We start from the raw sequence: 5857 nt of genomic DNA, 5'->3' as shown, positions 1-5857 counted from the left end.
TCGGCGTACTGGACGGGCAGCGGCTGCCACTGCGGCGCACGGCCGGCCGTGCGCGCCGCGTAGGCCACCGAGAGGTCGCGGGCCAGCACGCCCGTCGACCAGCCGTCACTGGCGATGTGGTGGATCGTCACCACCAGGACGTGCTCCTCGGGAGCGGTCCGCAGCAGCGACGCCCTGATCGGCAGTTCCGACGCCAGGTCGAAGAGGTGCGCCGCCGCCTCGGCGATCGCCGGTTCCAGCTCCTCCGCGGCCACCTCTGCCACCGACAGCCGCCAGGCCGGCCCCTCCGCCGGGAGGACCCGCTGGTAGGGCTCGTCGTCCACGACCGGGAAGACCGTGCGCAGCACCTCGTGCCGGCCGATCACGTCCAGCAGGGCCGCGTTCAGTGCCTCCTCCTCCAGCCGGCCGACCAGCCGCAGGGCGACCGGCACGTTGTAGGTCGCGCTCGGGCCCTCCAGCTGCCCCAGGAACCACACGCGGCGCTGGCCGTACGACAGCGGCACCCGCTCCGGCCGCTCCCCTGCCGTCAGCGCCGTCCGCGCCGTCCCGGCGTCGCCCAGGCGGGCGGCCAGGCCGGCCACGGTCGGGGCGTCGAACAACGTGCGCAGTGGCACCTCGACCCCGAGGACGGTGCGGATCCGGCTCATCAGCCGGGTGGCGAGCAGGGAGTGGCCGCCGAGGGCGAAGAAGTCGTCGTCCACGCCGACCTCGGGCAGGCCCAGCACCTGTGCGAACACGCCGCACAGCAGCTCCTCCTGGAGGGTGGCAGGGCCACGGCCCGTGCCGGCCGCGTACTGCGGGGCGGGCAGGGCCCTGTGGTCGAGCTTGCCGTTCACCGTCAGCGGCAGCGCGTCCAGCACCACCACGGCGGACGGCACCATGTACCCGGGCAGCCGCTCGGCGACGAAGTCGCGGACCGAGGCGGGCAGTCCGACCGTGCCCTGGGCGGCGACCACGTAGGCCACCAGGAGCGCGTCACCGACCTCCTCCCCCCGGACGACCACGGCCGCCTGAAGGACCTGCGGGTGCGCGGCCACCGCGGCCCGGACCTCGCCCAGCTCGATCCGGAAGCCACGGACCTTAACCTGGTCGTCGGCCCGGCCGAGGTACTCCATCTCACCCCGGGCGTTCCGGCGCACCAGGTCGCCCGTGCGGTACAGGCGCTCGCCCGCCCCGCCGAACGGATCGGCGACGAACCGCTCCGCCGTCAGACCCGCACGCCCCAGGTAACCGCGTGCCAGACCCGCGCCCGCCAGGTAGAGCTCACCGGCCGCGCCCGACGGGACCGGCGACAGCGCGCCGTCCAGCACGTACGCCCGGGTGTTCGCGATCGGCGCGCCGATCGGTACGTCCGTCACCCCGGGCCGCGCCTGCCAGCTGAGCGCGTCCACGGTCGTCTCGGTCGGGCCGTAGGTGTTGAACAGCCGCCGGCCGGCGGCCCAGCGCTCGACCACCTCCGGCGGGCAGGCCTCGCCGCCGACCTCCAGCACCACCTCCGCGCCGATCGAGCCCTCCTCCAGAGCCGCCAGCACCGCAGGCGGCAGGGTCGCGTGTGTCACCCCGGCCTCGGTGAAGAAGCCGGCCAGCTCGGCGCCCAGACGCCGGTTCGGCGGGACCACGACCAACGTCGCCCCGTACGTGAGGGCCAGCGACCATTCCAGGCAGAAGTTGTCGAAGCTCACCGAGGCGAACTGCGCCACCCGCGAGTCCGGACCGGCCCCGAAGCGGGCCAGCGCCGCCACCGTGTTCGCGAACGCCTCCAGCGGAACACCCACGCCCTTCGGCCGACCCGTCGACCCCGAGGTGTAGATCACGTACGCCAGCTGCCCGGGCAGCGCGGCGGGCCGCTCGGCCGGGGTGGCCGGCTCCCGGAGTACCTCCGCGGAGTCCACCAGCAGCACCGGCGTCCCCGCCCGTTCGACCACTTCGGCCGTGGCCGCCGAGGCCAGCACCAGCGCGGGACTCGCGTCCTCGAGCATGAAGGCGATCCGCTCGGCCGGGTACTCCGGGTCCACCGGCAGGTAGGCGGCACCCGACTTCAGCACCGCCAGCACCGCGACGACCAGGTCCACGCCCCGCTCCAGGGCCAGGGCGACCACCGACTCCGGGCCGACCCCGCGGCCCGCCAGCCGCTGCGCCAGCCGGTTCGCCCGGGCATCCAGCTCGGCGTACGACACCTCCTCGCCGTCGGCGACGACCGCCACCGCGTCGGGGGTCCGCGCCGCCCAGTGCTCGAACTGCCCGACCACGGGCACCGGGGACACCTCGGTCGCCGTGTCGTTCCACTCGGTGAGGACCCGGCGCAGCTCCTCCTCGGCCAGCACCGGGAGCGTGTTCAGCCGCTGGTCCGCGCCTGTGGCCAGCGCCGTCTCCAGCGCGCCGACCAGTTGCTCGGTGGCCGTGCGCAGCAGCACGCCCACCGCCTGGGGGTCGACCGGCGCCACCGCGTCCACGTCCAGCGCGATCGACTCGCCGGTGTCGTTGACCGAGACGCTCAACGGATAGTTGGTGCGCTCCCGCGCGTACACCTGCCGTATGCCGGCCAAGCCGTCGGCCGATGCCTGCGCGGCACTCGGAGCCGTGTTGTGGCGGTAGTTGAGGAACGAGGTGAACAGTGGTGTGTCGCCCGCGACTCCACTGGCCTGCTGGGCCAGCGCCAACGACGCGTGCTCGTGCTCCAGCAGGTCAGCCAGCTGGGCACGCATGCCCGTGACCGCGCCCAGCACGCTCAGCTCACCCGTGCGCACCCGCACCGGCAAGGTGTTGATGAACGGTCCGAGCACCTGCGCCGAACCCTCGCCCGAGTTCATCCGGCCGAACAGCACCGTGCCGAAAACGACGTCGTCACGACTGCTGACCGCAGCCAGCACGCGCGCCCACGCCACATGCAGCACCGTCGCCGCGCTCGTCCCCAGACGACGCGAGACTCCACGCAGGCGCTCGTGCAGCTCCGGCGAGAACGGCACCATCCGACGCACCGCGGCCGCGCCGTCACCGCGCACGTCCACCAGCCCGAACGGCGCGGTCGGCTCCTCCACGTCGTCCAGCAGGTCGGCGAAGTACCGCTCGTGCTCCGCCTGCGCCACGCCACCACGCGCCTGCGCGACGAAGGTACGGAACGGCAGTGGCTCCGGCAGCGTGTCACCACGCCCCGTCAGGAACGCCTCCACCTCTCTCAGCAGCACCTCGACCGCCGTGTGGTCCTGCACGATGTGATGCACGCGCATCAGCGCCAGCCAGCTGTCGCCCTCCGGCACCGCCGCCACATGTATGTCGATCAACGGCGCACGGCCCAGGTCCACCGACAGGCCGGCGAGGGCCAGCAACTGCTCGACCTGGTCCCCGGCCTGTGGATCAAGCGCCACCTCCGCAACCGGCAGCATGGCCTTGCGCCACACCACCTGCACCGGCTCGACCAGTCCCTTCCACACGATCGAGGTGCGGAAGATGTCATGCCGGTCCACGACCCGTTGCAGCGCCTCGACGAACGCGTCCAGACGCGTCCGCGACGCGAACTCCAGCACCGTGGGCAGCACATACGCATCCACACCGCCCTCGGCCATGAGGTGGTGGAACCACAGGCCCTGCTGCAGCGGTGCCAACGGATAGACGTCCGCCACGTTCGCCGCACCGCCCTGGACCGTCGCGACGACTCCGGCGATCTCGTCAGCGGTCAGCTCCACCAGGGGCAGCATCTCCGGGGTGATCTCCACGGCGTCCGCGGGGATCAGGTTCGCCGGCACCTCCACCTGCGTCGCGCCCGTCGACGCCGCCAGGCCGGCCGGGGTCGGGGACTGGAAGAACGCCCGCACCGACACCGACACACCATGCCCGCGCAGCACCTCCACCAGACGCACCGCGAGCAGCGAATGGCCGCCCAACTGGAAGAAGTTGTCCTCGACCCCGACGCTCTCCAGGCCCAGTACCTCGGCGAAGGCGGCGCAGAGAACCTCTTCGCGGGCGTTCGCCGGTCCGCGCCCCGCCCTTGCCGTGTACTCCGGGGCGGGCAGGGCCTTGCGGTCCAGCTTTCCGTTGATCGTCAACGGGAGTCCGTCGAGGACCACGATCGCGGAGGGGACCATGTGCTCCGGCAGCCGTGCGGTCAGGAACTCGTGAGTGATGGAGGGGAGTTCGTCGCCGTCATGACCATCGGCAGGCACCACGTAGGCCACCAGCCGGGTGTCACCGGCGTCCTGGCGCGCGACGACCGCCGCCTGCGCCACCCCGGGATGCTCGGCCACCACCGAACCGATCTCGCCCGGCTCGATCCGGAAGCCGCGGACCTTCACCTGCTCGTCCGCACGTCCCAGGTATTCCAGCCGACCGTCCGCACCCCACCGCGCCCTGTCACCGGTCCGGTACATCCGTTCACCCGCCGCACCGAACGGCGACGCCACGAAGCGCTCCGCCGACAGCCCCGCGCGCCCGAGGTAGCCGCGCGCCAGCTGACCTCCGGTCACATACACCTCACCACCGACTCCCACCGGCACCGGACGCAACCGCTCGTCCAGCACGAACACGCCCAGCCCGGGAATGCCGCGGCCGACCACACTGCCCGCGGCGTCCCCGGCCGCCAGCTCCTGGAACGTCACGTGCACCGTGGTCTCGGTGATGCCGTACATGTTCACCAACCGCGGACCATCCGCACCATGGCGCTCCCACCACCCGGCCAGCCGCACCGGATCCAGCGCCTCACCGCCGAACACCACGGCACGCAAGGACCGCACCGCCTCCGGCCGCCGCTCCTCGGCTCCCATGAACTGGTAGAACGCCGACGGAGTCTGGCTCAGCATCGTCACGCCCGCGCGTTCCACCAGCGCCACGAAGTCCTCCGGCGAACGCGACACCTCGTACGACACGACGGCCACCCGACCGCCGTGCAGCAGCGCGCCCCACAACTCCCACACCGAGAAGTCGAACGCGAAGGAGTGGAACCAGCTCCACACGTCCGCGGGGCCGAACCCGAACAGGCCCTGCGTCCGGGCGAACAGGTCCGTCACGTTCCGGTGTGTCACCACCACACCCTTGGGACGTCCCGTCGAACCCGAGGTGTAGATCACGTACGCCGGCTGGTCCGGTGCCAAGTCCCCGCGCTCGTCCGTGGACAGCACGTCGGCGCTCAGGAGCGCCAACTCCCGTGCCACCGCCGGGTCGTCGAGGGTCACGACGTCGACCTCCAACCCCGACAACCGGTCCGCCGCCCCCTGTTCGGTCAGGACCAGCGCGGCCTTGGCATCGTCGATCGTGAACGCCACCCGGTCCGCCGGATACGCCGGATCGATCGGCAGATACGCACCGCCTGCCTTCACCACCGCCAACAGCGCCACGATCAACTCGACGCCGCGCTCCAGGCAGACGCCCACCACCGACTCCGCACCCACACCGCGCGAAACCAGCGACCGTGCGAGCCGGTTCGCCCGCGCTTCCAACTCCGCGTACGAGACCCGCTCGCCGTCGGCGACGATCGCCACCGCATCGGGAGTCTGTGCCGCCTGCGCCTCGAACAGGGCCGGCAGAGTGGTCCCCGCCGACTCGGCCCCGGCGTCGTTCCACTCCGTCAGGATCCGGTGCAGTTCCTCGGTGCCCAGCACGGGGAGGTCTCGGAGTGCCTCGTCCGGCGCGCCGTCCAGTGCCGTCTCGACCAGGGGAACCAGGCCCTCGACGGCCGTCTGCACCAGCAGGCCGACGGACTCCGGAGCGATCGGCGCGACCGCGTCGATCACGAGCGCCATCGTGTCGCCGTTGTCGTCGACGGAGACGGTGAGCGGGTAGTTGGTGCGCTCGCGGGAGGACAGCACCCGCATGCCCTCGGGCGCGGTGTCACCCCGCTGTTCGGCCTCCGCACCGGTGTTGTGGC

Annotated in this window: 1 protein-coding gene; it reads right to left on the bottom strand. The window is 72.4% G+C overall.

The window, feature by feature from the left end; genetic code table 11:
• Window positions 1-5857, bottom strand: a 5857-nt coding sequence (locus tag ABT300_RS40495) for a non-ribosomal peptide synthetase (RefSeq protein ID WP_351687129.1), incomplete at both ends; no start/stop codon positions are given.

Origin of the sequence: Streptomyces sp. NPDC001027, assembly GCF_040299045.1 — a bacterium.
Taxonomy (GTDB): Bacteria; Actinomycetota; Actinomycetes; order Streptomycetales; family Streptomycetaceae; genus Streptomyces.
The sequence above is the reverse complement of the archived record's forward strand: the minus strand, read 5'-3'. Positions and strand labels throughout refer to the sequence as shown.